The sequence below is a fragment of the Streptomyces sp. NPDC045287 genome (assembly GCF_056432325.1).
On record NZ_JBWKJG010000013.1, the window covers coordinates 97235 to 121911 of the forward strand.

Annotated in this window: 26 protein-coding genes and 1 pseudogene; 9 read left to right on the top strand and 18 right to left on the bottom strand. The window is 71.9% G+C overall.

All coding sequences use genetic code 11. The features are described from left to right. Window positions 1-121: 121 nt before the first annotated feature. A complete protein-coding gene (locus AC07D6_RS21855) occupies window positions 122-1585 on the bottom strand; it encodes a hypothetical protein (protein ID WP_479046733.1) in 1464 nt (487 codons plus the stop codon). Between the two features lie 226 nt (window positions 1586-1811). Here AC07D6_RS21855 and AC07D6_RS21860 point away from each other — a divergent pair, with 226 nt between their 5' ends. After that, window positions 1812-3647, top strand: coding sequence for an endonuclease/exonuclease/phosphatase family protein (locus AC07D6_RS21860; RefSeq protein WP_479046735.1), 1836 nt, complete (start codon window positions 1812-1814; stop codon window positions 3645-3647). A gap of 13 nt (window positions 3648-3660) precedes the next feature. Here AC07D6_RS21860 and AC07D6_RS21865 read toward each other — a convergent pair whose 3' ends face one another. The 4 genes from AC07D6_RS21865 to AC07D6_RS21880 all read right to left on the bottom strand — a co-directional run bounded on the left by AC07D6_RS21865 (window position 3661) and on the right by AC07D6_RS21880 (window position 5379). Beyond that, window positions 3661-4374: an antibiotic biosynthesis monooxygenase gene (locus AC07D6_RS21865; protein ID WP_479046737.1), complete on the bottom strand. Its 714-nt coding sequence runs from the start codon at window positions 4372-4374 to the stop codon at window positions 3661-3663. An 86-nt stretch (window positions 4375-4460) separates the two neighbouring features. Continuing rightward, entirely contained in the window at window positions 4461-4772 is a 312-nt protein-coding gene (locus AC07D6_RS21870; RefSeq protein ID WP_315876400.1) for a DUF4235 domain-containing protein, read from the bottom strand. Next, on the bottom strand, window positions 4769-4984 hold the full coding sequence (locus AC07D6_RS21875) for a hypothetical protein (RefSeq protein ID WP_479046739.1): 216 nt from the start codon (window positions 4982-4984) through the stop codon (window positions 4769-4771). Before AC07D6_RS21875 ends, AC07D6_RS21870 begins: the two co-directional genes overlap by 4 nt. Further along, window positions 4981-5379 carry a phage holin family protein gene (locus AC07D6_RS21880; RefSeq protein ID WP_315876402.1) on the bottom strand — a complete coding sequence of 133 codons (399 nt, stop codon included), beginning with the start codon at window positions 5377-5379 and terminating at the stop codon, window positions 4981-4983. Before AC07D6_RS21880 ends, AC07D6_RS21875 begins: the two co-directional genes overlap by 4 nt. Before the next feature lie 143 nt (window positions 5380-5522). Here AC07D6_RS21880 and dapA point away from each other — a divergent pair, with 143 nt between their 5' ends. Then, window positions 5523-6413: a 4-hydroxy-tetrahydrodipicolinate synthase gene (dapA, locus tag AC07D6_RS21885; RefSeq protein WP_479046742.1), complete on the top strand. Its 891-nt coding sequence runs from the start codon at window positions 5523-5525 to the stop codon at window positions 6411-6413. On the opposite strand, the gene AC07D6_RS21890 is transcribed toward dapA, so the two are convergent. After that, window positions 6403-6612: a hypothetical protein gene (locus AC07D6_RS21890; protein ID WP_479046744.1), complete on the bottom strand. Its 210-nt coding sequence runs from the start codon at window positions 6610-6612 to the stop codon at window positions 6403-6405. The genes dapA and AC07D6_RS21890 overlap by 11 nt on opposite strands. Window positions 6613-6857: 245 nt before the next feature. Here AC07D6_RS21890 and AC07D6_RS21895 point away from each other — a divergent pair, with 245 nt between their 5' ends. Next, complete coding sequence (locus tag AC07D6_RS21895; protein WP_479046746.1) at window positions 6858-7034, top strand: hypothetical protein; 177 nt, start codon at window positions 6858-6860, stop codon at window positions 7032-7034. Here the strand turns inward: AC07D6_RS21895 and AC07D6_RS21900 are convergent. Further along, complete coding sequence (locus AC07D6_RS21900; RefSeq protein WP_479046749.1) at window positions 7022-7951, bottom strand: HDIG domain-containing metalloprotein; 930 nt, start codon at window positions 7949-7951, stop codon at window positions 7022-7024. The genes AC07D6_RS21895 and AC07D6_RS21900 overlap by 13 nt on opposite strands. A 388-nt stretch (window positions 7952-8339) precedes the next feature. On the opposite strand from AC07D6_RS21900, the gene AC07D6_RS21905 reads away from it, so the two are divergent. Together AC07D6_RS21905 and AC07D6_RS21910 are read left to right on the top strand one after the other, a co-directional pair. Further along, the gene (locus tag AC07D6_RS21905) at window positions 8340-8840 is read left to right on the top strand and encodes a GNAT family N-acetyltransferase (protein ID WP_479046752.1); all 501 of its coding nucleotides are present in this window, start codon (window positions 8340-8342) and stop codon (window positions 8838-8840) included. A gap of 140 nt (window positions 8841-8980) precedes the next feature. Beyond that, a pseudogene (locus AC07D6_RS21910) lies at window positions 8981-9638 on the top strand (IS701 family transposase); the annotation flags it as partial. A 181-nt stretch (window positions 9639-9819) separates the two neighbouring features. Here the strand turns inward: AC07D6_RS21910 and dapD are convergent. The 9 genes from dapD to AC07D6_RS21955 all read right to left on the bottom strand — a co-directional run bounded on the left by dapD (window position 9820) and on the right by AC07D6_RS21955 (window position 17714). Next, window positions 9820-10803 (bottom strand): 2,3,4,5-tetrahydropyridine-2,6-dicarboxylate N-succinyltransferase, encoded by a 984-nt coding sequence (gene dapD / locus AC07D6_RS21915; protein ID WP_315876408.1) that lies wholly within the window; start codon window positions 10801-10803, stop codon window positions 9820-9822. A gap of 345 nt (window positions 10804-11148) precedes the next feature. After that, window positions 11149-11487, bottom strand: a complete 339-nt coding sequence (locus AC07D6_RS21920; protein ID WP_315876409.1) for a metal-sulfur cluster assembly factor — start codon at window positions 11485-11487, stop codon at window positions 11149-11151. Beyond that, window positions 11484-11957 (bottom strand): Fe-S cluster assembly sulfur transfer protein SufU, encoded by a 474-nt coding sequence (sufU, locus tag AC07D6_RS21925; RefSeq protein WP_315876410.1) that lies wholly within the window; start codon window positions 11955-11957, stop codon window positions 11484-11486. Before sufU ends, AC07D6_RS21920 begins: the two co-directional genes overlap by 4 nt. 11 nt (window positions 11958-11968) lie before the next feature. Then, window positions 11969-13225: a cysteine desulfurase gene (locus AC07D6_RS21930; protein ID WP_315876411.1), complete on the bottom strand. Its 1257-nt coding sequence runs from the start codon at window positions 13223-13225 to the stop codon at window positions 11969-11971. Continuing rightward, window positions 13222-13986 carry a Fe-S cluster assembly ATPase SufC gene (gene sufC / locus AC07D6_RS21935; protein WP_315876412.1) on the bottom strand — a complete coding sequence of 255 codons (765 nt, stop codon included), beginning with the start codon at window positions 13984-13986 and terminating at the stop codon, window positions 13222-13224. The genes AC07D6_RS21930 and sufC overlap by 4 nt, the downstream gene beginning before the upstream one ends. 7 nt (window positions 13987-13993) lie before the next feature. After that, window positions 13994-14311, bottom strand: a complete 318-nt coding sequence (locus tag AC07D6_RS21940; RefSeq protein ID WP_479046758.1) for a bifunctional 3-phenylpropionate/cinnamic acid dioxygenase ferredoxin subunit — start codon at window positions 14309-14311, stop codon at window positions 13994-13996. Further along, window positions 14311-15486, bottom strand: coding sequence for a Fe-S cluster assembly protein SufD (gene sufD, locus AC07D6_RS21945; RefSeq protein ID WP_479046759.1), 1176 nt, complete (start codon window positions 15484-15486; stop codon window positions 14311-14313). The genes AC07D6_RS21940 and sufD overlap by 1 nt, the downstream gene beginning before the upstream one ends. Before the next feature lie 63 nt (window positions 15487-15549). Further along, window positions 15550-16965, bottom strand: a complete 1416-nt coding sequence (sufB, locus tag AC07D6_RS21950) for a Fe-S cluster assembly protein SufB (protein ID WP_315876415.1) — start codon at window positions 16963-16965, stop codon at window positions 15550-15552. Further along, window positions 16962-17714: a helix-turn-helix transcriptional regulator gene (locus tag AC07D6_RS21955; RefSeq protein WP_315876416.1), complete on the bottom strand. Its 753-nt coding sequence runs from the start codon at window positions 17712-17714 to the stop codon at window positions 16962-16964. Before AC07D6_RS21955 ends, sufB begins: the two co-directional genes overlap by 4 nt. Before the next feature lie 191 nt (window positions 17715-17905). On the opposite strand from AC07D6_RS21955, the gene AC07D6_RS21960 reads away from it, so the two are divergent. The 3 genes from AC07D6_RS21960 to AC07D6_RS21970 all read left to right on the top strand — a co-directional run bounded on the left by AC07D6_RS21960 (window position 17906) and on the right by AC07D6_RS21970 (window position 20623). Further along, window positions 17906-18832, top strand: coding sequence for an ABC transporter ATP-binding protein (locus AC07D6_RS21960; protein WP_479046763.1), 927 nt, complete (start codon window positions 17906-17908; stop codon window positions 18830-18832). Beyond that, window positions 18829-19596 (top strand): ABC transporter permease, encoded by a 768-nt coding sequence (locus AC07D6_RS21965; RefSeq protein WP_479046766.1) that lies wholly within the window; start codon window positions 18829-18831, stop codon window positions 19594-19596. The genes AC07D6_RS21960 and AC07D6_RS21965 overlap by 4 nt, the downstream gene beginning before the upstream one ends. Window positions 19597-19660: 64 nt before the next feature. Beyond that, on the top strand, window positions 19661-20623 hold the full coding sequence (locus AC07D6_RS21970; RefSeq protein WP_479046768.1) for a COX15/CtaA family protein: 963 nt from the start codon (window positions 19661-19663) through the stop codon (window positions 20621-20623). Window positions 20624-20738: 115 nt separating this feature from the next. On the opposite strand, the gene AC07D6_RS21975 is transcribed toward AC07D6_RS21970, so the two are convergent. Together AC07D6_RS21975 and AC07D6_RS21980 are read right to left on the bottom strand one after the other, a co-directional pair. Then, the gene (locus AC07D6_RS21975; protein WP_315876421.1) at window positions 20739-21077 is read right to left on the bottom strand and encodes a hypothetical protein; all 339 of its coding nucleotides are present in this window, start codon (window positions 21075-21077) and stop codon (window positions 20739-20741) included. A 95-nt stretch (window positions 21078-21172) separates the two neighbouring features. Next, entirely contained in the window at window positions 21173-22114 is a 942-nt protein-coding gene (locus tag AC07D6_RS21980) for a heme o synthase (RefSeq protein WP_315876423.1), read from the bottom strand. Between the two features lie 456 nt (window positions 22115-22570). Between AC07D6_RS21980 and tkt the strand changes: the two genes are divergently transcribed. Beyond that, entirely contained in the window at window positions 22571-24658 is a 2088-nt protein-coding gene (tkt, locus tag AC07D6_RS21985) for a transketolase (RefSeq protein ID WP_315876424.1), read from the top strand. Window positions 24659-24677 lie beyond the last annotated feature (19 nt).

Here is a 24677-nt window from a genome sequence, read left to right on the forward strand (position 1 = left end):
GCCCCCGCAGCTGAACGCGGGCTGAACCCCGCGCGTCCCGGCCGGGACGTCCGTGTGGCCGGGAACCACCGGAAGGCGTTCCCCGCAGCGGCCGTACGGGGGCGGGGCCGCCGGCGGTCCGTCAGGAGCCGGCGCGGGACCGGGCCTTGAACGCCGCCTTCCGGGCCTCCTTGGCGATCCGCTTGTCGCGGTGCAGGCGCCCCATCGCCTCCAGTACCTCCGGGGTCGAGGGGTGTTCGACCCGCCACGCCTCGTCGAAGAACCCGCTGTGGCGGCCCGTCAGCCCCTCCACGAGGTCCTGGAGCTCGTCCAGGTCGCCTTCGGCGTCGAGCTGGGCGGCGATCGTGTCGACGGCCAGCCAGAAGATCATCGTCTCGGGCGGCGGCGGCACGTCCGCCGCGCCCCGCTCGGCGAGCCACACCCGGGCGAGCCCGCCCAGCTCCGGGTCGTCGAGGACCTCCCGCACGGCGGGCTCCGCCCCGGCGCCCACCAGGGCCAGCGCCTGCTGGCAGTGGAGCCGGCGCAGCGGCGCCCCGGCGTCGGCGCCCTTCGCCGCGGCGAGCAGCTCGCGGGCCGCCGCGACCGGTTCGCGCCCGGCGAGCCACTGCTCCGTCTCGGCCCGCGCCGCCGCCTGCGGGAAGCCGCCGACCGCGCCGAGCAGTTCGTCCGCGCCCCGCTCCGCGAGGTCCCCGACCGCCGGGGCGGCCACACCGGCCTCCAGCAGCCGGCTGCGGACGCCGTACAGGCCGAGCGGCGTGAGCCGCACCATGCCGTACCGGGCGACGTCGTCCTCGTCGAGGTCGGCGGGCGACGGCTCGTCGGGGGCCTCCTCCGTCATCAGGGCCTCGTCGACGGGCCGGTACTCGACGAGCCCCATCGGCTCCAGGACCCGGAACTGGTCGTCGAGCCGCATCATCGCCTGGGAGACCTGCTCCAGCACGTCGTCCGTCGGCTCGCCCATGTCGTCGGGGACGATGACGGAGGCGGCGAGCGCGGGCAGCGGCACCGGCCCGTCGCCGGGCCCGCCCTCGGCCACGGTCAGCAGGTAGAGGTTGGCGAGCACCTCGTCCAGGAACTCCGCCTCCGCCTCCGGGTCCCAGCCCAGCGCGTCGAAGTCGACGCCGCCCTCCGCCCCGGCCAGGGCCTCCAGCACCTCGGCGTCGTCCACGACGGGCGCGGTGGCGTCGGCGAACACGGTCTCCAGGCCGTCCAACCAGAGGGCGAGCACGTCCTGCGGGCCGCCGCCGGTCACCAGCGGCAGGGCGTCCCCGGCCGTGACGGTGCCCGTACCGTCGGCGCCGTCCCCGGGGTCGCGGACCTCGACGAGGCCCGTGTCGACCGCGACCCGCCACGCCTCGCTCGCGTACGCCTCGCCGTCCTCGTCGCCCGCGAGGCCCAGCGCCTCGGCCGCCGCGCCCAGTTGCGCGTCGACGAGTTCGCCGCCCGCGCCGACCCGGGTCTCCGGTCCCGCCCAGCGGGCGAGCCGGACGGCACGCGCCAGCACGGGCGCGGCCAGCGCGGCCCGCGCCAGCTCGGCGTCCGGGCGGAGCCGTACCGGCGGCAGGGTCGGGCGGTCTGAGGGCATCGGCGGTATCTCCTCGGGACGAGCGGCGGTGCGGGTCCGAACCGTCCCCCAGCGTAGACGCATGCGGGGACGCGTTCCGCGTTCATGCACCTGACAGGTGGCGTCCACCCGGGACCCCTTGACAAGTGCCCTGCTCACCCAAGAGATTGACGCGCGTAGAGCGGCCACCCCTCCTTTTCAGCCACTCCGCACACGCCCACCTCCCACCACCCCTTGGAGTCCATCCATGGCTTCCTCCCTGCCGAGGACCGCTGCCGTCTCGGCCGTCGTCGCCGCCGCCCTGGCCGCCGGACTGCTCGCCGGCGCCCCCACCTCGGCCGCGGACACGGCCGGCGCCGTCCGCATCCACGACGTCCAGGGCTCCACGCGCATATCCCCGCTCGTCGGCCAGCGCGTCACGGACGTGCCCGGCGTCGTCACCGGCGTGCGGACGTACGGCTCCCGCGGCTTCTGGTTCCAGGACCCGGAGGCGGACGGGGACGCGGCGACCAGCGAGGGCGTCTTCGTCTTCACGAGTTCGAAGCCGACCGTCTCCGTCGGTGACGCCGTCACGGTGTCGGGCACGGTCACCGAGTACGTCCCCGGCGGCCTCGCCTCCGGCAACCAGTCGCTCACCCAGATCTCGAAGCCGACCGTCACCGTCGTCTCCTCCGGCAACCCGGTGCCCGCCCCGGTGACCGTCACCGCCGGGTCCGTCCCCGACGCGTACGCGCCCGAGGGCGACCCGGCGCAGGGCGGCTCCGTCAACGGCCTCCCCCTCAGGCCCGGCTCCTACGCGCTGGACTACTACGAGTCGCTGGAGGGCGCCAACGTCCGCATCGGCTCCTCGCGCGTCGTGGGCCCCAGCACCGAGCACGCCGAACTGTGGGTGACCGTCAAGCCCGGCGAGAACCCCAGCCGGCGGGGCGGCACGGTCTACGGCTCGTACGCGTCCCAGAACTCCGGCCGCCTCAAGGTCCAGTCGCTGGTCCCGCTCGCCCAGCAGCCCTTCCCGACGGCGAACGTCGGCGACGTGCTGACCGGCACCACCGAGGGCCCGCTCGACTTCGACCAGTACGGCGGCTACACCCTCACCGCGCGCACCCTCGGCACCGTGGAGGACCGCGGCCTCGAGCGCGAGAGGACCCGCCCGCAGCACCGGAGCGAACTCGCCGTCGCCACCTACAACGTGGAGAACCTCGACCCGACCGACCCGCAGGAGAAGTTCGACGCGCTGGCGAAGGCGGTCGTGGAGAACCTGGCCTCGCCCGACGTCGTCGCGCTGGAGGAGATCCAGGACAACAACGGCGCCGCGAACGACGGCACGGTCGCCGCCGACGAGACGCTGAGGAGGTTCACGGACGCGATCGCCGCCGCGGGCGGCCCGGCCTACGCGTGGCGTTCCGTCGACCCGGAGAACAACAAGGACGGCGGCGAGCCCGGCGGCAACATCCGCCAGGTCTTCCTCTTCAACCCCGCGCGCGTGTCGTTCACCGACCGCGCGGGCGGCGACGCCACGACCGCGACCGGGGTCGTCAAGGAGCGCGGCAAGGCGGCGCTGACCGTCTCCCCCGGCCGGATCGCGCCGGCGGACGCCGCCTGGGAGAACAGCCGCAAGCCGCTGGCCGGCGAGTTCGTCTTCCGCGGCCGTACGGTCATCGTCGTCGCGAACCACTTCGGCTCGAAGGGCGGCGACGAGTCGATCACCTCGCACCGCCAGCCGCCGAACCGTTCCTCCGAAGTGAAGCGCGTCCAGCAGGCGAAGGTCGTCAACGCCTTCGTCAAGGACGTCCTCGCCGTCCAGCGCAACGCCGACGTCGTGGTCCTCGGCGACATCAACGACTTCGAGTTCTCCGCCACGACCCGGGCCCTCACCGACGGCGGCGCCCTGCGCGCGGCCGTCACGAGCCTGCCGCGCAGCGAGCGCTACTCGTACGTCTTCCAGGGCAACAGCCAGGTGCTGGACCAGATCCTGATCAGCCCGGGCATCCGCCGCTTCGCGTACGACAGCGTCCACATCAACGCGGAGTTCGCCGACCAGAACAGCGACCACGACCCGCAGGTCCTGCGCTTCCGCCCGTAGCGGCGCGCCGCCGTCACACGCCCGGGGCGAGGCTCAGCGCGGGCGTGTGGCGGCGCACCGTGCCGCGCACCAGCCCCGGGTACGCCTGCACCCTGCGCCACTGCGGCGTCGGCGCCCCGACGCCGTCGCCGGTCGCGGCCAGGGCCTCCTCGTGGGCGGCGGCGCTCTCCCACTCGGCGTAGTTGAGGACGCGGGTGCCGTCCAGGCCGAGGTGGAAGTGGGCGGACATCCCGCCCGGATGCGGCGCCGGAGCGCCGCCGAGCGCCTCGAACACCGCGTCCACCCAGCCCCGCTGCCGCGCCGGGTCCGGCCCGTCGAACTCCGCCTCCACGGTGACCACGCACCCCGGCACCCGGGCGTCCCCCTCCGCGGGCGTGCCGCTGCGGTACAGCTCGTACGAGTGGAGGGCGACCCGCTCGATGCCGGGCACCGCGGCGTCGATCTCCGCGTTCCGCTCGGCGCGCTCGGTGCGCACGAGCTCCTGGTAGTCCTCCTCGGCGCGCCACTGCGAGTAGTGGAACAGCGTGTCCCCGTCCGCGCCGATGTGGACGGTGTACGAGAGCAGCCCCTCGTTGGGCCACTCCCGCTTCTCCCAGGTGCGGGCGATGGCGTCGACGGCCGCCCGCTGCCGCTCCGGGGTGCCGACGCGCCAGGTGCTGGCCTTGACGAGGCCGACCCCCGGGCGGGTGAGGTCGGGCCGGGCGTGGGGCTGGACGTACACGGTCATGTGCTGCCTCCTCGGACGGGCGCCCGGCCGCACCCCGTGGTCCGGACCGGGCACCTCCCATCCTGGAAGCTCAAGCGAACTTGAGGTCAAGAGCCTCCCGGCCAGGTCCCGGTGATCCGCCTCACCCCGGCGGCGCCGCCCCGGTCCACGGCCGCCCGGACCGCCGCGAAGATGGCGCCCTGGAGGGCGGCGGCGATCAGGACCTCCCGCCACGAGCGGTCCTCGTCCAGCGCGTCGGGCGCGTCGTCGCCCCGGCCGACGACCTTCCACGCCTGGGTGAACAGCGCGCTCGCGGCGGCACCGCTCGCGATGCCGAGGAGCAGTCCGACGGGCCGGTAGAGGATCTTCTGCTTCCGCTTGGACTTCGACCGGGGCTTCGGGGGCCTGCGCGCGCTCACCGCGACCCCCCTCCGCGCCGGGTCCGGCTCGTCAGCACCACGGCCAGCACGGCCAACGCCGCGGCGGCCGCGGCCGCCGCCACCAGCGGGCGGCGGTCCATGCGGGCGGCGCGCGCCCGCAGGTCCGTCTTCGCCACGAGCTGGTCGATCGTCTCGACCAGCTCCTGCCGTTTGTGCGCCGCTTCGAGGCGCAGTTCGTCCGGTCCGCTCATCGATGGACCCTCTCCTTGATCTCGTCGAAGTCCGAGCGCACGCCGTCGATGGCCCGCTCGGGCAGCGGCGGCACGGCACGGCGCATCTGCGCGCGTCCGGCGAGGGCCAGGACGGCGGCGATGAGGAACAGCACGCCGGTCACGATCAGGGCGGCGGCCCACACCTCCAGGACCAGGGCGAGGAGCGCCACGCAGGTCCCGGCCAGGGCCATGAGCCCGACGTAGGCGACGGCGGTGGCGCCTCCGATGAGCCCGCCGCCGACTCCGGCGCGCTTGCCCTTCTGCGCCAGTTCCGCCTGGGCGGTGCGCAGCTCGGCCTTCACCAGGTCGGTGAGCTGCTCCGAGGCCCGCTTGACCAGCTCGCCGACCGACGGTTCCGCGGTTCTGATGGCCACGGCGGTCGCTCCCTTCTGTGCGCGTACGGGAACGCTCCGGGTACCCGTGAGCACCGCCGCCATGCCACGCTTAAGCGCGTCTTCACAATGGTCCGGAGAAGAACTAAGTGGACCTACGACATTCTGCCCCGGAGACTGCGGGCATGACGTACGACGGCACCACGCCCCCTCCCTTCGGCCGCGCCCTGTGCGCCATGGTCACGCCCTTCACCCCGTCCGGCGCCGCCCTGGATGCGGACCGGGCCGCGAAGCTGGCGGCGGACCTGGTCTCCGGCGGCTGCGACGGGCTCGTCCTGAACGGCACGTCCGGCGAGTCCCCGACCACCTCCGACGCCGAGAAGAGGGAGCTGATCAGCGTCGTCAGGGAAGCGGTCGGCCCCTCGGTGCCGCTCGTCGCGGGCGTCGGCACGGCGGACACGGCGCACACGGTCGAGCTGGCCCGCCAGGCGGAGGCCGCGGGCGCCGACGGCCTGCTGGTCGTCCCGCCGTACTACAGCCGCCCGCCGCAGGCCGCCGTCGAGGCGCACTTCCGCCGGGTCGCCGACGCGACGGGCCTGCCCGTGGCGCTGTACGACATCCCGGGCCGGACCGGCACCCGGATCGAGCCGGACACGATGGTGCGGCTCGCGGAGCACCCGCGGATCGTGGCCGTGAAGGACTGCGCCTACGACCTGCTGGGCACGACGAAGGTGCTCTCCCGTACGGCGCTGGCCGTCTACTCGGGCTGCGAGGAGCTGAACCTGCCGCTGTACGCGGTGGGCGGCGCGGGCTTCGTCAGCACGGTGGCGAACGTGGCGCCCGGCGCGGTACGGGCCGTGCTGGACGCCTTCGACGCGGGCGACACGGCGGAGGCGGCCCGGCTGAACCGGCGCCTGCTGCCGCTGGCCGAGCTGATGATGGCGTCCGGGCTGCCGGGGACGGTGACCGTGAAGGCGCTGCTGGACGCGGGGCCGGTGCGCGAGCCGTTGCAGCCCGCCGGCCGCGAGGCGGTCGACGGGCTGCGAAGGGCGTACGCGGAGCTGGTCAGCCGCTGATCGTGTTCCGGCCCAGGAGGGCGACGTGTTCCAGCACGTCCTCCATGGGGTCGTCGATCTGGCCGACGTCGACCAGGGCGAAGCGGGGACCGTTGTGCGCGTGGGTGTGCGTCTCGTCCGCGTGGGCGGCCCCTGCGGCGGGCAACACGCCCGCCACGACGAGGAGCCCCGCGACCACGACCCTCCTGGTGGTCCTCATGTGCGTTCCTCACCTTGCCGTCTCGTGTGGTTTGCCGTCCCGTGCGTCCCTTGCGCCGCCCTGTCCATCGGCCCGACGGGGGCGGGAGTCACGCGAATTCACACCTTCGTGCGGTATGTCTGTGTCACACCCGTCCGCCCCCGCCCCGCCTCGGTCGAGGCGCACGACCTCCCTCCTGTCTGCTGTCCGACGGAGGAGCGGCGCGCTGGCCACTGGTAGCAGCGGAACACGGCCGCCGGGGGCGGTTGTTCTCCCTCTGCTTCCGCACCCGCATCGTCGGCTGCCGACTGCGGACGAGCAGTGAGAGCGAGGACGTGACCTTCGCCGACCCGAGCAAGCGGAACGGGCCGAACGTCCATCCGCCGATGCGCCTGCGGATCGGGCTCGGCCCGGCCAGCCGAGCGGAGCCCTACATCGACTGAGGGCCTCGAACCCGATCGCCTGACAGGTGCCGGCGCAGCAACCGGATCGCCGGGGCGTGGTCATAGTGCTCGGCTACCTGAAGGGGCGTCCTGCCGGACGCATCCGGCAGTTCCGGGTCTGCGCCATATGCGAGGAGCACCGCGGTCGTTGCCGCAGTGAGCGGACCGCCGCTCTGCAACGCCCCGTCACCTTCGGTGTCGATCGCGTGCGTCAGTGGTGTCGCACCACTGCCTTCGTCGGGGTCCGCGCCGGCATCGAGCAACCGGGCCAGCAGTTCCACGTCCTGGTGCTCCACGGTGAAGAGCGTCGGTGGCCACCAGCCGCTTCCGTCGATGATCGCCCGTTGGCTGGGCGGCAGCGAGGTGAACGCCGCGATGCGCCGCCGAGTGCGTTCCACGGCAGCACCCAGGTACGGCCGCGCCTTGCTGATCGCGGTGTGCACTTCACTGCCCGGCTCGTAGCGGACGAGGATCTCGTCGATGCGGGTGTCGAAGTCGAAGGACTGCCCGGCGGGGCCGGTCGTCATGTCGGCGAAGGTCAGGGCGTCCAGGGCCGGGGAGTCCTCCCGCTCGTAGACGGCCAGCTCCGCCGACAGCCCACGCTGTTCCGCCTCGTACACGGCCCCGGAGTGGTGGGCGACCAGCCGCACCAGGCGCGCCGGGGCACCCAGCGATTCGAGGTGACGAGCACCGTCAAGGGGATGGAACCCGGTGTCGCGCAGCTCGGACGCGTAGCCGATGTCGTGCAGCCAGGCGGCGGCGACGAGGAGATCCCGGTCCGCCTCGGGGACAGCCGCGGCAGCCTCCCGCGCCCGAGCGGCCACGGCCTGAGTACGCAGCCAGAGGTCCCCGAGCGGAGGAAGCAGGGACTCAGCGAGTTCGGCCGCGCCCTGGGGCGTGTCCAGCGCAGAAGGCATGGACGGGACGGTAGCCGAGTCGAACAGCGAGCCGACAGGCCAGGAGCAAGCGGCCACACGCTCATGGGCGCGGTAAGACTTCCCCTACTCCATCAAGGCCCGCGCACGACGCGGACACGCGCCGCCTCAGCAGCGCGGCCTGCCTCCTGTCTGCGCCCCGGCTACCCGCATCCGGCGGCTACGGGCACGAGGTGGGAGAAACCCTCTGTGGCTGGACAGTCGACTCCACGGCTTCAGGCAGCCACTTTGGGACGAGCCTCGAAGATCATGGCCCAAGATCGGGCACTAATACTCCAGCCGTGGATCGTTATGCGCCCTGGTCTTGGGGTTGTCTGCCGCTGGCGGGAACTCAGATGATCTGAGCCCACCATCCGGTTAGGGTCGGGCGGTGCCCAAGCTGAAGCGGCTGCATGCTGGCCATGCCCCGGCGGTCCTGGCCTTCGAGCTGGAGAACCGCGCCTACTTCGCTGCCTCGGTCCCCGACCGCGGCGACGACTTCTTCGACAAGTTCACCGACCGGTACGGCGCCCTGCTGGCCGAGCAGGAGGCCGGCATCTGCGCCTTCTACCTGCTCGTTGCCGAGGACGGCTCGGTTCTGGGCCGGTTCAACCTGTACGACCTCGAGAACGGCACTGCTGAGCTCGGTTACCGGGTCGCGCAGCACGTCGCCGGACGCGGCGTGGCGACCGAGGCCGTCCGGGAGCTGTGTCGGCTGGCGGTGGCGCGGCACGGGCTGCGCACCCTGCGGGCGGGCACCTCCCGCGAGAACGTCGCGTCCCAGAGGGTGCTGATCAAGGCTGGGTTTGTCCTGGTTGACCCGGCCGGCCCGGCCGACCCCGGTGGTAAGTCAGGCCCCTGGTATCAGCGCGACTTGGTACTGCAGCGGTAGACCGTGGTCTTGCTGGTGGACCGGCTGCGGGAAGGCTGCGGCCACCCGTTGATCATCGGTGTGTGAAGACGAACGATCGTGCGGTGGCCGCGGGTCACAGCGTAGGCCCTGCCCGCTGGCAGGAGGTGTTCGAGGTCCTGATGGGCCGGATAGCGGGCCGGTTCGCGCGGGCGGAGCCCCGGCGCCGGGTGAGAGACTTGGTGCTGGGGCTGCTGTCGGACCTGCCGCGCAAGAACTGCTGGTCGATCGCCGAGTTGGCCGGGGAGGCGAGTCCGGACGGCATGCGGCACCTGCTCGCCCGGGCCGGGTGGGATGCCGACCGCGTGCGTGATGACGTGCGTGAGTATGTGCCGGAGCATCTGGGCGACGAGGATGCGGTGCTGATGGTCGACGAGACCGGGGACGTGAAGAAGGGCACGCACACCGTCGGTGTCCAGCGCCAGTACACCGGCACCGCCGGGAGGATCGAAATACGCGCAGGTCGCCGTCTACCTCGTCTAGGCGGGCCGCCGCGGGCACGCGGCGGTGGACCGGGAGCTGTACATTCCGCGCTCGTGGACGTGCGACCCGGACCGCTGCCGGGCCGCGGGCCTGGCCGAGGACACCGCCTTCGCTACCAAATCGGAGCTGGCCGCCCGCATGATCGGCCGGTTCCTTGACACCGGGCACCGCGTGAGCCGGGTCGCGGGTGACGAGGTCTACGGCGGCAACCCCAAGCTGCGGTCCGCGCTGGAAGAGCGCCAGGTGGGCTACGTGCTCGCTGCCGCCTGCTCGGCCGAAGTGACCACCAGCGCCGGGAGCTCCGTGCGGACGCATCCGAGGCCAGGTCAAACCCCGGCTCATGCACGAGTGCCCTCCCGGGCCGTCCTCGGGCCGTGGAAGGGCGCTCAATGGTGACCAACGTCGACAGCTACCGACAGCTCAGCAGCAGGTCACGGCGTTGATTGATAAGGCGGCCGCAGGTCGCGGCCGCCCGTGGTCAGTTGTGGCTGTGCAGGATGTCGTTCAGGCCGCCCCAGACCGCGTTGTTCGGGCGGGCCTCGACGGTGCCGGTGACCGAGTTGCGGCGGAACAGGATGTTCGAGGCGCCGGACAGCTCGCGGGCCTTGACGACCTGCCCGTCGGGCATGGTGACGCGCGTGCCGGCGGTGACGTACAGGCCGGCCTCGACGACGCACTCGTCGCCCAGCGCGATGCCGACGCCCGCCTCGGCGCCGATCAGGCAGCGCTCGCCGATGGAGATCACGACGTTACCGCCGCCGGACAGGGTGCCCATGGTGGAGGCGCCGCCGCCGATGTCGGAGCCGTCGCCGATGACGACGCCGGCGGAGATCCGACCCTCGACCATGGACGTGCCGAGCGTGCCCGCGTTGAAGTTGACGAAGCCCTCGTGCATGACGGTCGTGCCGGCCGCGAGGTGCGCGCCGAGCCGGACGCGGTCGGCGTCCGCGATGCGCACGCCCTTCGGGGCGACGTAGTCCGTCATCCGCGGGAACTTGTCGACGCCGGTCACCTGGAGGTGCAGGCCCTCGGCGCGGGCGTTGAGGCGGACCTTCTCGATGTCGTCGACGGCGACGGGCCCGAGGCTCGTCCAGGCCACGTTGGCGAGGAGGCCGAAGATGCCGTCGAGGTTCTGGCCGTGCGGCTTGACGAGCCGGTGGCTGAGCAGGTGCAGCCGCAGGTAGGCGTCGTGCGCGTCGAGCGGCTTCTCGTCCAGGGAGGCGATCACGGTGCGTACGGCGACGACCTCGACGCCGCGGCGGGCGTCGACGCCGACGGCCTTGGCGGCGCCCTCCCCGAGGAGGTTCACGGCCTGGTCGGGGGTGAGCCGCTCGGTCCCGGCGGGCCCGGCCTCCTCGGTGAGCTCGGGCGCGGGGAACCAGGTGTCGAGAACGGTGCCGTCACCGGCGATGGTGGCGAGGCCGGCGGCCACGGCTCCGGTGGTACGAGGTGCAGAAGTCATGCCCTGAACCTAACCGCCCGGCCCGCCCGGGTGCTAACCGGTCTCACCTCCCGGCCCGCCTGCCCCCCGGACGGCCGCGCGGAGTCCCGCACGGGGACGGACGACGGCGGTGGACAGGGGATGTGGACTGGGGACGGCGACGGACGGCGGACGACGCCGAACGGCGGACAGCGGACAGCGGCAACAGCGACGGCGTACGGCGTACGGCGTACGGCGGCGGAGAACGACGAACGGCCGGGCCCGCCGGGTCGGTCCGGCGGGTCCGGCCGTCCGCCGCGGTCCGAGGGGCCTCGGACCGCGGGCGGGTGCCTCGGGCGTCGAATCAGGCGTCGAACAGACGGCGGATCAGACGTTGAAGCCGAGCGCGCGCAGCTGCTCGCGCCCGTCGTCCGTGATCTTGTCGGGGCCCCACGGCGGCATCCAGACCCAGTTGATCTTCAGCTCGTTGACGATGCCGTCCGTCGCCGCCTTCGCCTGGTCCTCGATCACGTCCGTCAGCGGGCAGGCCGCCGACGTCAGCGTCATGTCCAGCGTCGCGACGTTGGAGTCGTCGACGTGGATGCCGTAGATCAGGCCGAGGTTGACGACGTCGATGCCCAGCTCGGGGTCGACGACGTCGTACAGGGCCTCGCGGATCTCGTCCTCGGAGGCGGGCTTCACCGTTGCCGTCTCGTTCTCGCTCATGCCGTCTTCCTATCCGCCTTCGCGGGCTCGTCGCCCAGGGCCTGGGCGGTCGCGTCCTTCCACGCCATCCAGCTCAGCAGCGCGCACTTCACCCGGGCCGGGTACTTGGAGACGCCGGCGAACGCGACCGCGTCCTCCAGCAGCTCCTCCATCGCGTCGTCGGGCTCGATCCGGCCCTTGGACTGCATCAGCTCCAGGAACGTGTCCTGGATCCGCCGCGCCTCCTCCAGCTCCCTGCCGACGAGGAGCTCGTTCAGCACGGAGGCGGAGGCCTGGCTGATGGAGCAGCCCTGCCCCTCGTACGACACGTCCGCGACGCGCGAGCCGTCGTACTTCACACGGAGCGTGATCTCGTCACCGCACGTCGGGTTGACGTGGTGCACCTCGGCGTCGCCCGGCCGCAAGCCCCGCCCGTGCGGGTGCTTGTAGTGGTCCAGGATGACGTCCTGGTACATCGAATCCAGCTTCACGAGTCAGCCCCTCATCCGAAGAAGTTACGGACGTGCTCCAAGCCGTCCACCAGGGCGTCGACCTCGGCGGGCGTGGAGTACAGATAGAACGACGCTCGTGTGGTCGCGGGAATTCCGTACCGGAGGCAGACGGGCCGTGCGCAGTGGTGGCCGACCCGGACCGCGATGCCCTGCTCGTCGAGGACCTGGCCCACGTCGTGGGGGTGGATGTCGCCGAGCGTGAAGGAGATGGCCGCGCCTCGGTCCTCGGCCGTGGTGGGGCCGATGATCCGCAGGTCGGGGACCTCGCGGAGGCGCCGGACCGCGTACTCGGTGAGCGCGTGCTCATGAGCGGCGATCTTGTCCATGCCGATCGAGGTGAGGTAGTCCACGGCCGCGCCGAGGCCGACGGCCTGGGCGATCGGCGGCGTGCCCGCCTCGAACTTGTGGGGCGCGGGGGCGTACGTCGACGAGCTCATCGAGACGGTCTCGATCATCTCGCCGCCGCCGAGGAACGGCGGGAGGTCCTCCAGCAGCTCCTGGCGGCCCCACAGCACGCCGATGCCGGTCGGGCCGCACATCTTGTGGCCGGTGAAGGCCACGAAGTCGGCCTGGAGGGCCTGCACGTCCAGCGGCATGTGCGGGGCGGCCTGCGACGCGTCGACGAGGACGAGCGCGCCGACCTCCTGGGCGCGGCGGATGATCGCCTCGACCGGGTTGAACGTGCCGAGGATGTTGGAGACCAGCACGAAGGAGACGATCTTCGTCTTCGGCGTGATGACCTCGTCGATCCGGGAGAGGTCGAGCCGGCCGTCGTCGGTCAGCCCGAACCACTTCAGCTTCGCGCCGGTGCGCTGCGCGAGCAGCTGCCACGGGACGATGTTGGAGTGGTGCTCCATCTCCGTGATGACGATCTCGGTGTCGGCGTCCACGCGGTAGGGCTCGTCGGCCCAGCCCAGCATGTTGGCGACGAGGTTCAGCGACTCCGAGGCGTTCTTGGTGAAGATCACCTCGTTGCGGCTGGGCGCGTTGATGAAGGCCGCCACCTTGTCGCGGGCGCCCTCGTACAGCTCCGTGGCCTCCTCGGCGAGGACGTGCACACCACGGTGGACGTTGGCGTTGTGCTGCTCGTAGTACTCGTTGAGCACGTCGAGCACCTGGCGCGGCGTCTGGGACGTCGCCGCGTTGTCCAGGTAGACGAGCTTCTTGCCGTCGTGGAGGACGCGGTCCAGGATCGGGAAGTCCTTGCGGATCGCCTCGGTGTCGAGGAGGCCCGGAAGCTGTGTCACGCGGATGCGCCACCCTTCGTGTAGGACTCGTACCCCTCGGCCTCCAGCTTGTCGGCCAGCTCGGGGCCGCCCGACTCGACGATCCGGCCGCCGGCGAAGACGTGGACGTGGTCCGGCTTGATGTAGCGGAGGATGCGCGTGTAGTGCGTGATCAGCATGGTGCCGACCTCGCCGCTCTCGCGGACCCGGTTGACGCCCTCGGAGACGATGCGCAGCGCGTCGACGTCGAGGCCGGAGTCGGTCTCGTCGAGGATCGCGATCTTCGGCTTGAGCAGTTCGAGCTGGAGGATCTCGTGGCGCTTCTTCTCACCGCCGGAGAAGCCCTCGTTGACGTTCCGCTCGGCGAAGGACGGGTCCATGTTGAGGCGCTCCATGGCCTCCTTGACCTCCTTCACCCAGGTGCGCAGCTTGGGGGCCTCGCCGCGGATGGCGGTGGCGGAGGTGCGCAGGAAGTTGGAGACGGAGACACCGGGGACCTCGACCGGGTACTGCATGGCGAGGAAGACGCCGGCGCGGGCGCGCTCGTCGACGGACATCTCCAGGACGTCCTCACCGTCGAGGGTGACGGTGCCGCCGGTGATCGTGTACTTCGGGTGGCCGGCGAGGGAGTAGGCGAGGGTGGACTTGCCGGAGCCGTTGGGGCCCATGATGGCGTGGGTCTCGCCCTGCTTCACGGTCAGGTCGACGCCCTTGAGGATCTCCTTCGTGGCGTTGTCGGCCTCGACGGAGACGTGCAGGTCGCGGATTTCAAGCGTTGCCATGGGTGTCTCAGGACTCCTGGGTGACGGAGACGAGCACATCGTCCCCTTCGATCTTTACGGGGTATACGGGGACGGGGCGCGTCGCGGGAAGGCCGGACGGCTTGCCGGTGCGGAGGTCGAAGCTGGAGCCGTGCAGCCAGCACTCGATGGCGCAGTCCTCGACCTCGCCCTCCGAGAGGGACACGTTCGCGTGCGAGCAGATGTCGTTGATCGCGAACACCTCCCCCTCGGTGAGGACCACGGAGACCGGCGTGCCGTCGATCTCCACCCGCGTCGGGGTGTCCTCCGTCAGCTCGCTCAGGCCACAGGCGCGGACGAAGGCCATCAGACGGACGCCTCCAGCTCCGCCTCGATCTTCTCGATGAGCCGCTGCTCGACGTCGGGCAGGCCGATCTGCTGGACCAGCTCGGCGAAGAAGCCGCGGACGACGAGGCGGCGGGCCTCGACCTCCGGGATGCCGCGGGCCATCAGGTAGAAGAGCTGCTCGTCGTCGAAGCGGCCGGTCGCCGAGGCGTGGCCGGCACCGGCGATCTCACCGGTCTCGATCTCCAGGTTCGGCACCGAGTCGACCCGGGCACCGTCCGTGAGGACGAGGTTGCGGTTCATCTCGTACGTGTCGGTGCCCTCGGCCGACGCCTGGATGAGGACGTCGCCGATCCACACGGCGTGCGCCTCCTCGCCCTGGAGGGCGCCCTTGTAGACGACGTTCGACGTGCAGTGCGGGGCGTTGTGGGTGACGAGGAGGCGGTGCTCCTGGTGCTGGCCGGCGTTGGTGAAGTACAGGCCGAACAGCTCGGCTCCGCCGCCCGTCCCGGCGTACTCGACGCGCGGGTGGATGCGGACGAGGTCCCCGCCGAAGGTGACGACGACGGACTTGAAGGAGGCGTCGCGGCCGACGAGCGCGTTGTGCTGCGCCACGTGGACGGCCTTGTCGTCCCAGTCCTGGACGGAGACGACGGTCAGCTTGGCGCCGTCGCCGAGGACGTAGTCGACGTTGGCGGCGAGGACGGCCTCGCCCGTGTGGTCGATGACCACGACGGCCTCGGCGAAGGCCCCGACCTCGACGGTGAGGTGGCCGAAGGAGGTGCCGCCGTCGCCGTGCACGGCGATGCGGACGGGCTCGGAGAGCACGGTCTCCTTGGGCACGGTCACGACCGTGGCCTTCTCGAACGAGGAGTACGCCTGGGCGGCGACCCGGTCCACCGGCGTGCCCGCCCTGCCGAGGCGCGCGTCGTCGCGGCCGACGGTCTCGACGGTGACGGCGTCGGGCGCGGTCACCTCGACGCGCACCCCCTCACCGGTGGCGGCGGCGGTGCCGTCGTGCAGACCGCGCAGACGCTCCAGCGGCGTGAACCGCCACTCCTCCTCGCGGCCGTGCGGGACGGGGAAGTCCGCGACGTCGAAGGACGGGGGGGCGCTCATGCGCGTGGCGACGGTCGACTCCGCCGCCACCGCGATGGAGCCGGCGGTGGTCGAGCCCACCGGGATGTTCTCAGCCATGGCTGTCGTGGTTTCTCTTCCTACGTGCGTACGTCGTCAAGTCGTTCGGGCGGGGCGGGCGGGTCAGCCGACCGCGCCCTCCATCTGCAGCTCGATCAGCCGGTTGAGCTCCAGCGCGTACTCCATCGGCAGCTCCTTGGCGATCGGCTCGACGAAGCCGCGCACGATCATCGCCATGGCCTCGTCCTCGGAGAGGCCGCGGCTCATCAGGTAGAAGAGCTGGTCCTCGGAGACCTTCGAGACCGTGGCCTCGTGGCCCATGGACACGTCGTCCTCGCGCACGTCGACGTACGGGTACGTGTCGGAGCGGGAGATCGTGTCGACGAGGAGGGCGTCGCAGAGCACGTTGGACTTGGAGCCCGGGGCGCCCTCGCCGATCTCGATGAGGCCGCGGTAGGAGGTGCGGCCACCGCCCCGCGCCACCGACTTGGAGACGATGTTGGAGGAGGTGTTCGGCGCCATGTGGACCATCTTGGCGCCGGCGTCCTGGTGCTGGCCCTCGCCGGCGAAGGCGATGGACAGGGTCTCGCCCTTGGCGTGCTCGCCCATCAGGTAGACGGCCGGGTACTTCATGGTGACCTTGGAGCCGATGTTGCCGTCGACCCACTCCATGGTCGCGCCCTCGTACGCCACGGCACGCTTGGTGACCAGGTTGTAGACGTTGTTCGACCAGTTCTGGATCGTCGTGTAGCGGCAGCGCGCGCCCTTCTTCACGATGATCTCGACGACGGCGCTGTGCAGCGAGTCGGAGGAGTAGATCGGGGCGGTGCAGCCCTCGACGTAGTGGACGTAGGCGTCCTCGTCGACGATGATCAGCGTCCGCTCGAACTGGCCCATGTTCTCCGTGTTGATCCGGAAGTAGGCCTGGAGCGGGATGTCGACGTGCACGCCCTTCGGCACGTAGATGAAGGAGCCGCCGGACCACACGGCCGTGTTCAGCGAGGCGAACTTGTTGTCGCCGACCGGGATGACCGTGCCGAAGTACTCCTGGAACAGCTCCGGGTGCTCCTTGAGCGCCGTGTCCGTGTCCAGGAAGATGACGCCCTGCTTCTCCAGGTCCTCGCGGATCTGGTGGTACACGACCTCGGACTCGTACTGGGCCGCGACGCCGGCGACGAGGCGCTGCTTCTCCGCCTCGGGGATGCCGAGCTTGTCGTACGTGTTCTTGATGTCCTCCGGCAGGTCCTCCCAGGACTCGGCCTGCTTCTCGGTGGACCGGACGAAGTACTTGATGTTGTCGAAGTCGATGCCGGAGAGGTCGGAGCCCCAGGTCGGCATGGGCTTCTTCTCGAACAGGCGCAGACCCTTCAGCCGCAGCTTCAGCATCCACTCCGGCTCGTTCTTCTTCGCGGAGATGTCGCGGACGACGTCCTCGTTGAGGCCCCGCTTGGCGGCGGAACCGGCCGCGTCGGAGTCGGCCCAGCCATATTCGTACCGACCCAGGCCCTCGAGCTCGGGGTGGCTGATCTCGGTGGTCATGCGGGGTTCCTCCCGGCCGTGCTTGCGGATGGTGATGAAGGGGTCTTGGGGTGTTTCGGGTCGCCGTGCGGGATGAACGTCGTGCAGACCCCGTCGCCGTGCGCGATGGTGGCCAGGCGTTGCACGTGCGTCCCCAGCAGACGGGAGAAGATCTCCGTCTCCGCCTCGCAGAGCTGCGGATAGCGCTCCGCGACATGGGCGACCGGGCAGTGGTGCTGGCACAGTTGCTGTCCGGCCTGCCCGACCGGCGCCTCGCGTGCCGTCGCAGCGTACCCGTCGGCGCTGAGCGCCTTGGCCAGCGCCTCGGCCCGCTCCCGTGGCGGCGCCGACTCGACGGCCTCGCGGTACGCCTCCGCCTGCGCCTCGATCCGGTCCCGGGCGAAGGCCGCGACGGCGGCCTCTCCCCCGGCGTTCTGCTCGATCCAGCGCAGCGCGTCGACCGCGAGGCTGTCGTACGACTGGTCGAAGGCGTCCCGGCCGCAGTCCGTCAGCGCGAAGACCTTGGCGGGGCGGCCCCGGGTGCGGGCGCCGTAGACGCGCTGCTCGCGGGGGGCGACCACGTCGTCCGCGACGAGGGCGTCGAGGTGCCGGCGCACGGCCGCCTGGGTGAGGCCGAGCCGCTGGGCGAGTTCCGCGACGGTGGACGGACCGTGGTCCAGGATGGACCGCGCGACCCGGTTGCGGGTGGACCGCTCCCCGGTCGCGAGTTCCTCCCCGGAGGTCGTGGAAGCCGCACCGACGTTTTTCACAACGCCATTGTTGCGTAATTCCGAAGAGAGTGACAAGCCGCGCCGACACGGCCCGGCGGTGCCGTGCGTCACTTAGGGAAACCTAACCTGACCTGCGGAAACGATCATCGATGCTCGTCCGCGCCGCCCGCCGGGACCCGCCGGGGCCCCGCGGCCCGCAGGCGCCCGGCGGCTGCCTAGACTTGGCTGCCATGCGAAACGAGTCCGCCGTCCGGGTACGGGGCCTGGTGAAGCGGTACGGGACCAAGACCGCGGTGGACGGGCTCGACCTCGACGTCCGCACGGGTACCGTCACCGCCGTCCTCGGCCCCAACGGCGCCGGCAAGACCACCACCGTCGAGACCTGCGAGGGCTACCGCCGACCCGACGCGGGCACCGTCCGCGTCCTCGGTCTCGACCCGGTCGCCGACGCGGCCCGGCTGCGGCCCCGCGTCGGCGTGATGCTCCAGTCGGGCGGCGTCTACTCGGGCGCCCGCGCCGACGAGATGCTCCGCCACATGGCGAGGCTGCACGCCCACCCCCTCGACGTGGACGCCCTGATCGACCGCCTGGGCCTCGGCTCCTGCGGCCGTACGACGTACCGGCGCCTGTCCGGCGGGCAGCAGCAGCGGCTCGCCCTCGCCATGGCCGTCGTCGGCCGGCCCGAGCTGGTCTTCCTGGACGAGCCGACCGCCGGCCTCGACCCGCAGGCCCGCCGCTCCACCTGGGACCTGGTGCGCGAGCTGCGCGCGGACGGCGTGACCGTGGTGCTCACCACCCACTTCATGGACGAGGCCGAGCAGCTCGCCGACGACGTGGCGATCGTCGACGCCGGGCGGCTCGTCACGCAGGACAGCCCCGAGCGGCTGTGCCGCGGCGGCGCCGAGAACTCCCTGCGCTTCACCGGCCGCCCCGGCCTCGACCTGGGCTCCCTGCTGAAGGCCCTGCCCGACGGCACGGCCGCCGCCGAGGCCGCCCCGGGCGCGTACCGGATCACCGGCGCGGTCGACCCGCAACTCCTCGCCACGGTCACCAGCTGGTGCGCCCAGAACGGGGTGATGCCGGACGGCATCGCGGTCGAGCGCCGCACCCTCGAAGACGTCTTCCTGGAGCTGACCGGCAAGGAGCTGCGCGGATGAACAGCGGTACGTACACCCCGAGGCCGGGGGCCGCGCCGGTCGGGCGGATGATCGCCGCGCAGGCGGCGCTGGAGACGCGGATGCTGCTGCGCAACGGCGAGCAGCTCCTGCTCACCGTCGTCATCCCGTCCTTGCTGCTGGTGCTGTTCTCCACCGTCGACGTCGTCGACACCGGAGCCGGCGAGGCCGTGGACTTCCTCGCCCCCGGCGTCCTCGCCCTCGCCGTGATGTCCACCGCCTTCACCGGGCAGGCCATCGCCACCGGCTTCGAGCGGCGGTACGGGGTGCTCAAGCGGCTCGGCGCGTCCCCGCTCCCCCGCTGGGCGCTGATGGTCGCCAAGACGCTGTCCGTGCTGGTCACCGAGGTGCTCCAGATCCTGCTCCTGACCGCCATCGCCCTGGCGCTCGGCTGGTCGCCGCAGGGCGGCCCCCTCGCGGTGCTCCTGCTGCTGGCCGCCGGGACGGCGGCGTTCTCCGGGCTCGGCCTGCTGATGGCCGGCACGCTGCGGGCCGAGGCGACCCTGGCGGCGGCGAACCTGGTCTTCCTGCTGCTCCTGGTGGGCGGCGGGGTGATCGTCCCGCTCGACAGGTTCCCGGACGCGGCGCGCGCGGCACTGGAGTGGCTGCCCATCTCGGCGCTCTCCGACGGGCTGCGGGACGTGCTCCAGCACGGCGCCGGCGTGCCGTGGGGGCACCTGGGCGTCCTCGCCGCGTGGGCGGTGGCGGGGCTGGGCGCGGCGGCGCGCCTCTTCCGCTGGGAGTAGGCGCGCGGCCCGCCGCGGCACCCCCTCGTGAAAGCGTGCACAAGCGCCGACTTACGATAGGTCCGTGTTGACCCCCCTCGCCTCCATCGCCCAGCGCTGGACCCCGTCCCCCCGGACGCTCCGGCGGGCCGCCCTCTCCGCGGTCGTCATGACCGTCGTCATCATCGTCACGGGCGGCGCGGTCCGGCTGACCGGCTCCGGCCTCGGCTGCGACACCTGGCCCAAGTGCACCGACGACAGCCTGTTCGCCACGCCCGAGCAGGGCATCCACGGCGCGATCGAGTTCGGCAACCGCATGCTGACGTACGTCCTGTCGGCGGCCGTCGGCTGGGCGATCGTCGCGGCGCGGTCCACGAAGCCGTGGCGCCGCGGGCTGTCCCGGCTGGGCTGGGCGCAGTTCTGGATCGTCGCGAGCAACGCCGTGATCGGCGGCATCACCGTCTGGACGGGCCTGAACCCGTGGAGCGTGGCGGGTCACTTCATCGCCGCGAACGCGCTGCTGACCGTCGCGGTCGTCACCTGGGTGCGCACCGGAGAGGGCGACACCGCGCCCCGTCCGCGCGTCCCCGGCCCGGTGCGCAAGCTCGGCTGGGCGCTGGTCCTCGTGTCGGCCGTGCTGATCGTGGCGGGCACGGGCGTGACGGGCAGCGGCAAGCACGCGGGCGACAGCAGCGACGTGCCGCGCATGCCGTTCGACTACACGACGGCCGCGCAGGTGCACGCGGCGTTCGCGTGGATCGTCTGCGTGGGCGCGGTCGCCATGTTCTTCGTGCTGCGGGTCGTCGACGCCCCGGACGACGTCCGGGCGCGCGCCCGCGACCTGCTGCTGGTGCTGCTGCTCCAGGGCGGCATCGGCTACGTGCAGTACTTCACCGGCGTCCCGGAGGTCCTGGTGGGCGCCCACATGCTGGGCTCGGCGCTGCTGTGGATCGCCGTGCTGCGCCTGGTCCTGAGCCTGCGCGAGCGGCCGCTGGACGCGGCGCCGGCGCCCGCCCCGTCCAGCGGCGCGGCGCTCACGGCGGCGTGACGCCGGCAGCGGTCGGCAGCGGTACGGAAAGACGCCCGGGGCGTCGCCGGAACGGAATCGTTCCGGCGACGCCCCGGGCGTTGCGGTACGTCGTGGTCGCGGCGGGCGCGCCGCGTCACTCGGCGGTCTGCCCGGGAGCCTTCTCGCCACCGATCTGGATGCCGGCCATGCGGCTCCACTCGTACGGGCCCGTGCGGACCTTCGCGGCGAGCTCGCCGTCGAAGGACTCGTGCAGGGTGAGGCCGGCCCTCTCGGCGGCGCCCTGCGCGGTCTCCCGGTCCGGCGCGACCAGGTCGCCCCAGCCGCCGTCCTCGCCGACCAGCACGATGCGCGTGCCCGCCTGCCCGATGTAGGCGAGCTGGCCCTGGGCGCCGCCGTGCTCCTTGGCGAACGCCTGGATCTGCCGGGCGAGCTTCGCCGCCGTGCGCTCTGCCTGCTTGGTGGTGTCTGCCATGGACAGGATGCTACTGCCGGGTAGATCAACGTGCGACGGGCGGGCCACGTGGCCTTGGCCACGCGACCCGCCCGTCGGGCGGTCCGGTTGCGCGCTCAGCGCAGGAACGGGTCCACGGCGACCGCCACGAACAGCAGCGACACGTACGTGATGGACCAGTGGAAGAGCCGCATCTCCTTCAGCTTCGCCCCGGTCTCGCCGGCCCGGGCGCGGTGCTGGAGGGCGTGCGCCTCCCACAGCCACCAGCCGCCGGTGACCAGCGCCACGGCCGTGTAGAACCAGCCGGTGTAGCCGAGGGGCTGGAGCAGCAGCGAGACGAGGACCATCACCCAGCTGTAGAGGACGACCTGTCGGGCCACGACCTTGTTGGAGACGAGGACCGGGAGCATCGGCACGCCCGCGCGCGCGTAGTCCTCCTTCACCTTCATGGACAGCGGCCAGTAGTGCGGCGGGGTCCAGAAGAAGATGACGAGGAAGAGGATGACCGCGGCCCACGACATGGAGTTCGTGACCGACGACCAGCCGATGAGGACCGGCATGCAGCCGGCGACGCCGCCCCACACGATGTTCTGCGCCGTGCGGCGCTTGAGGATCATCGTGTAGACGACGACGTAGAAGAGGAGCGCGCCGAGGGCGAGCCACGCCGACAGCCAGTTGACGAACAGGCCGAACCAGAGCGTGGACACGACACCGAGCCCGAGACCGAACACCAGGCCCTCGCGGGGCGAGACCATGCCGGTGACGAGGGGACGCCGCGCCGTGCGCTCCATGAGCGCGTCGATGTCCCGGTCGATGTACATGTTCAGCGCGTTGGCGCCGCCCGCCGAGAGGTAGCCGGCGAAACACGTGTGGAGGACCAGCAGCAGATCCGGTACGCCCTGTTCCGCGAGGAACATGACCGGAACCGTGGTGATCAACAGCAGCTCGATGATCCGCGGCTTGGTCAGCGCCACGAACGCCTTGGCGCGGGCCCCGAATGGCCGATGGGCTGGGCTCGTCCCGAGAGCACTCGCTGGACGGGATTCGACGGCCGTCACGCACACCCCTGACAGAGACATCCCTGCGAGCCCGCCCCTTGACGTGATGGGCCGGTGAAGACTCGCGCGTACCACGCCACTGTAGACGTTGCCCCTACTCCGCCCTTCGCGGGGGTGGGGTCGTGTTCCCCCTCCCCGCCCCCTCGCCGCCCCCTCCTCGTCACCTTCCCGTCCGCCCTCCCCGGCCGGACCGGGAGGGGGAACGGGAGGGCGTGGGCTCGGACGGGCGGGTCCCCCTCTCGTCCGAGCGCTCCGATGAGCGCCCTCGCGGCGGGTGGGCCACGGATGAGCGATCGGATGAGCGGGCCCGCATACACGTGGTGCACCAGGGTGGTTGCGGGTGGCGGGACCCCGTGGAGAGCCGGAAAATCGGGCCTGGTGACGGGATAGGCTCGGCAGCGGCCGGTGCACCGACGTCATCGGCATGCGACATGTGGAGAGGAGCCCTGACCGAGGGTGAGCACCAAGCCGACCACCACAGACCTCGAGTGGACCGCATTGGACCAGCGTGCCGTCGACACCGCCCGTGTCCTGGCCGCGGACGCCGTACAGAAGGTCGGCAACGGCCATCCTGGTACGGCCATGAGCCTGGCCCCCGCGGCGTACACGCTCTTCCAGAAGGTGATGCGCCACGACCCCGCGGACCCGGACTGGACCGGGCGCGACCGCTTCGTGCTGTCCGCGGGCCACTCCTCGCTGACCCTGTACACCCAGCTCTACCTGGCCGGGTTCGGCCTGGAGCTGGACGACCTGAAGGCGTTCCGCACCTGGGGGTCGAAGACCCCGGGCCACCCGGAGTACGGCCACACCAGGGGCGTGGAGACGACGACCGGCCCGCTGGGCCAGGGCGTCGCCAACGCCGTGGGCATGGCGATGGCCGCCCGCTACGAGCGCGGCCTGTTCGACCCGGAGGCGGCGCCCGGCACCTCGCCGTTCGACCACTTCGTGTACGTCATCGCCGGTGACGGCTGCCTCCAGGAGGGCATCTCCGCGGAGGCGTCCTCGATGGCCGGGCACCAGAGGCTCGGCAACCTGATCATGCTGTGGGACGACAACCACATCTCGATCGAGGGCGACACCGAGACCGCCGTGTCCGAGGACACCCTGAAGCGGTACGAGGCGTACGGCTGGCACGTGCAGCGCGTCGAGCAGCAGGAGAACGGCGACCTCGACCCGGCGGCCCTGTACGCGGCGATCCAGGCGGCGAAGGCGGAGACCGGGCGCCCCTCGTTCATCGCGATGCGCTCGATCATCGCCTGGCCCGCGCCGAACGCGCAGAACACCGAGGCGGCGCACGGCTCCGCGCTGGGCGACGAGGAGGTCGCGGCCACCAAGCGCGTGCTGGGCTTCGACCCGGAGAAGTCGTTCGAGGTCTCCGACGAGGTCATCGCGCACACCCGCAAGGCCCTGGACCGGGGCCGCGAGGCCCGCGCCGCCTGGGAGAAGGACTTCCAGGCGTGGCGTGCCGCCAACCCGGAGCGCGCGGCCGAGTTCGACCGGATCTCCGCGGGCGAGCTGCCCACGGGCTGGGAGGAGAAGCTCCCGGTCTTTGAAGCGGGCAAGGCGGTCGCCACGCGCGCCGCGTCCGGCAAGGTCCTCCAGGCGCTCGGCGCGGTCGTCCCCGAGCTGTGGGGCGGCTCCGCCGACCTGGCGGGCTCGAACAACACGACGATCGACAAGACGTCGTCGTTCCTGCCGGAGGGCAACCCGCTGCCGGAGGCCGACCCGTACGGCCGCACGATCCACTTCGGCATCCGCGAGCACGCGATGGCCGCCGAGATGAACGGCATCGCGCTGCACGGCAACACGCGGATCTTCGGCGGCACCTTCCTCGTGTTCTCCGACTACATGCGCAACGCGGTCCGGCTCTCGGCGCTGATGCACCTGCCGGTGACGTACGTGTGGACGCACGACTCGATCGGCCTCGGCGAGGACGGCCCGACCCACCAGCCGGTGGAGCACCTGGCGTCGCTGCGCGCCATCCCGGGCCTGAACGTGGTCCGCCCGGCCGACGCGAACGAGACGGCGATCGCCTGGCGCGAGATCCTGCGGCGCTGGACGAAGGAGTTCGGCAAGGGCGCCCCGCACGGCCTCGCGCTGACCCGTCAGGGCGTGCCGACGTACGAGCCGAACGAGGGAACGGCCAGGGGCGGCTACGTGCTGGCGGACGCCGAGGGCGGCGAGCCGCAGGTCGTCCTGATCGCCACGGGTTCCGAGGTGCACCTGGCCGTGGAGGCGCGCGAGCAGCTCCAGGCGGCGGGCGTGCCGACGCGTGTCGTGTCGATGCCGTGCGTCGAGTGGTTCGAGGAGCAGGACCGGGGGTACCGGGATTCCGTGCTGCCGCCGTCGGTGAAGGCGCGGGTGGCGGTGGAGGCCGGCATCGGTCTGACCTGGCACCGGTACGTGGGCGACGCGGGCCGGATCGTGTCGCTGGAGCACTTCGGTGCGTCGGCCGACGGCAAGCTGCTGTTCCGGGAGTACGGCTTCACCCCGGAGGCCATCGCCGCCGCCGCACGGGAATCGCTCGCGGCCGCGACGCGCTGACGCCAACACAAGCACGAGT